The following is a 2,734-nucleotide window of genomic DNA, read 5'->3' as shown; positions in this document are numbered from 1 at the left end:
TGGAAAACTCCATAAAAAAGTCTAGCAGTCATTAAATTAATAGCGTTTTGAAGCTTCACTTTTTCTTGATCAAGGTCTTGTTTAGCGACTAAAGCTTCTGCATGAATCTGCTTTTTCTGAGCTCGAAGTTGTACTTCCTGTGCCTCAAGTTTGACTTCCTGTGCCTCAAGTTGTGCTTTTTTTGCTTCAAGCTGTTTTAATTCTCGCAGATGACCGACATAGCTTTGAATATCTCCTTTTACTTTTAATTTAAGATCTGCAGCTTCTTGCGCGTTTATAGGTACCCAAGTTTGAGAACTTCCACAACTAATGCTGCTCGAAGAAGGTTCCATTAAAGTCTCCTTATTTTAATTGGCTATATGCCGTTTAGTTTTGCAATTAATCGTCGTAAATTATTTTAATTGCAAATTTTTTATCATATGATTTCCTAACATAAAAAAACAGATTTAGAGTTATACAAAAACGGCTTTTGTAAAAAAAATAAAGATTTAAACAAAAATGCGTATTAAATTTTATTATTAAAAAATATTTGATTGTTTTAATGTGTTTTGTACGAGATCTAGCTTTACTGCAATAAAAAGTAAAATGCTTTTAAATCAGCTAATTGTTGGTTTAAAAAAAACCGAAAGCCTAGTTAAAAAAACAACATGGAAAAAATTAAAAAAATGTTGAACTTTTAACTAAAATATATAGGATGAATTGGAGGTAAATATGATAATCGATTTTTGTCTCAACTTTCTTAACTCAAGTATAGAGTTTCATAAAGAGATTCAAACCAATGAAAATGGCAGCTCTCAGTGTTCTCCTGCTGCGGCTGATGCTGCTGCGCAAAAATATCTCAAAAAACTTGGAGCCACGCCTGAAACTTTTTCTAAATGGGAGATTTTAGAAGATATGTTTCTGCAAACTCCTATCTATTTTAGTTTTAGCCTTTATAAATTTTATTTTTATCAAAGCACAGAAATTGCCAATTCAAAAAATTTTGACAATGAGTTGGCAATACAACTCGATAAAACTAAACAAATTGCTGAAAAAGCCATCCAAGAATATCTAGCATGCATGAAATTAGTGGAAAAAAGTTTCATTCGAGAAACATTCAATTTTATACCGGGTTGGATTTGGACTAGTGTCTATGGGAATGAATTCGTGAGTATTCCAAAAATAAAACTTGATTCATCTCCTACACCAGAAGAATACACAGATTACTTAATTAATGAATGCCCTAAAGCAACACAAAAAAATTTCCGTTCAGTGATTGAGAAAATGCGCAATATTGGCCTACCAACTAATATATGGGGCATTTTTGAGTTTGAAAGTCAGAAATATATAGAAATATCTCCTGAAATTTTTGCGAAAGTTCATCATCGTGCGGTGAAAGATCTATCGCATTTATTCAATCAGTATGCTGATGATTATTATCTTGATAAGAATTTAATGGACAAAAATTTCAAGAAACAAGAAGTTTTTCAAATTCCTCAACAAAGGGTGGAAGTATATGAACAACAGCTCAATTAATTCTAGTATTTGCTACACAGATTCTATGTTAGAAACATCGAAATCTTTAATTCCTAATACACTTTATCGAGAAAATAAAGAAATTTCTACTGATAAAATTTCTAAATTAACCGAGTTTTCTCAGTCTATCTTTAAAATTTTATCTCAATTATTTGAATTTATTTGCCATTATACCCGTTTATTAGCAAAAGGGCTTTCAATAAAAACTAAACTTGCAGGTATAGATTTACATTTCAATCTGTCCAACAACAGCCTCTTTAATGTGCACGTGTATCAGAACTGTCCCCATCTGGAAAATCCTCATTCCGGAAATATGTGCTTGGTTAAATAATAATGATACCTATTCTATGCTAAAGCATTTTCTTTGCTATCCTTTTCATCTTTTCGATGCTTATAAGAATAACCCTTAAAACTTATAAGCATCCTTTCCCTTTTCAGCAAACATGCTGAAACTACGCCCGCTCTTTAAGGAATTGTTTTAACTGATCAAGGTTTCTCATATAAACTTAAATAGGTACTAAAGGGCTTGAGAAGTTTTAGCAAGGTGACATTGCCCCGCAAAAAAGGTCCAACAGAAAGTAGAAAATCATGCTATCCTTTAAAAAAAGGAAACCAGTATGAAGAAAAGATTCACAGAAGAACAAATCATTAAAATCCTAAAAGAAGTTGACTCTGGAATACCTCTTGCAGAAGTTTGTCGCAAGCACGGAGTCAGCACAGCTTCTTATTATAAATGGAAAGCAAAGTTTAGTGGGATGGATGTTTCCGAAGCTCAACGATTAAGGAGCCTTGAATCTGAAAATACCAAGCTTAAAAGACTTGTTGCTGACCAAGCTTTAGACATTGTGGCTTTAAAGGATGTTTTGTCAAAAAAGTGGTAAGCCCAGCTGCTAAGCGACTTTGTGCTAAATGGATGATAGAAAACCATCGATTGAGCCAAAGACAGGCTTTTAAATTGTTAGTATTCCATCGATCAGTTGGGCGATAGTTGTCGAAAAGGCAAGGAGATGAACAAGTAAAAGCACTCATTAAAGCTGTGGCTCTTGAAAGACCTCGATTTGGTTATCGGCGCATTCATTTTATATTGAAAAAAAGGGGCGTTAAGATTAACCATAAAAAGCTTTTTAGACTTTATCAGGAAATGGGACTAAAAGTTAGAAAAAGAGGAGCTCGAAGACGAGGAGTTGGGATAAGGCTTGCGCGGATAAAAGCTTCACAA

The 2,734-nt window shown here is 33.2% G+C and carries 4 protein-coding genes and 1 pseudogene; 4 read left to right on the top strand and 1 reads right to left on the bottom strand.

What is annotated here, in order from left to right:
• Positions 1-332, bottom strand: a pseudogene (locus TY19_RS02040) (hypothetical protein); the annotation flags it as partial.
• Positions 333-711: 379 nt separating this feature from the next.
• On the opposite strand from TY19_RS02040, the gene TY19_RS02035 reads away from it, so the two are divergent.
• The 4 genes from TY19_RS02035 to TY19_RS02020 form a co-directional block, all read left to right on the top strand.
• Complete coding sequence (locus TY19_RS02035; protein WP_042279655.1) at positions 712-1,515, top strand: hypothetical protein; 804 nt, start codon at positions 712-714, stop codon at positions 1,513-1,515.
• Positions 1,496-1,846 (top strand): hypothetical protein, encoded by a 351-nt coding sequence (locus TY19_RS02030; RefSeq protein ID WP_042279653.1) that lies wholly within the window; start codon positions 1,496-1,498, stop codon positions 1,844-1,846. The genes TY19_RS02035 and TY19_RS02030 overlap by 20 nt, the downstream gene beginning before the upstream one ends.
• A gap of 286 nt (positions 1,847-2,132) precedes the next feature.
• Positions 2,133-2,396, top strand: a complete 264-nt coding sequence (locus TY19_RS02025; protein ID WP_042279651.1) for a transposase — start codon at positions 2,133-2,135, stop codon at positions 2,394-2,396.
• 107 nt (positions 2,397-2,503) lie between these two features.
• A partial coding sequence (locus TY19_RS02020; protein ID WP_148300615.1) for an IS3 family transposase occupies positions 2,504-2,734 on the top strand: 231 nt, incomplete at its 3' end.

The organism is Candidatus Protochlamydia sp. R18 (genome assembly GCF_000648255.1).
In the GTDB taxonomy this organism is placed as follows: domain Bacteria; phylum Chlamydiota; class Chlamydiia; order Chlamydiales; family Parachlamydiaceae; genus Protochlamydia; species Protochlamydia amoebophila.
Note: the sequence above shows the minus strand (reverse complement) of the source record. Positions and strands in the feature narration are given on the sequence as shown.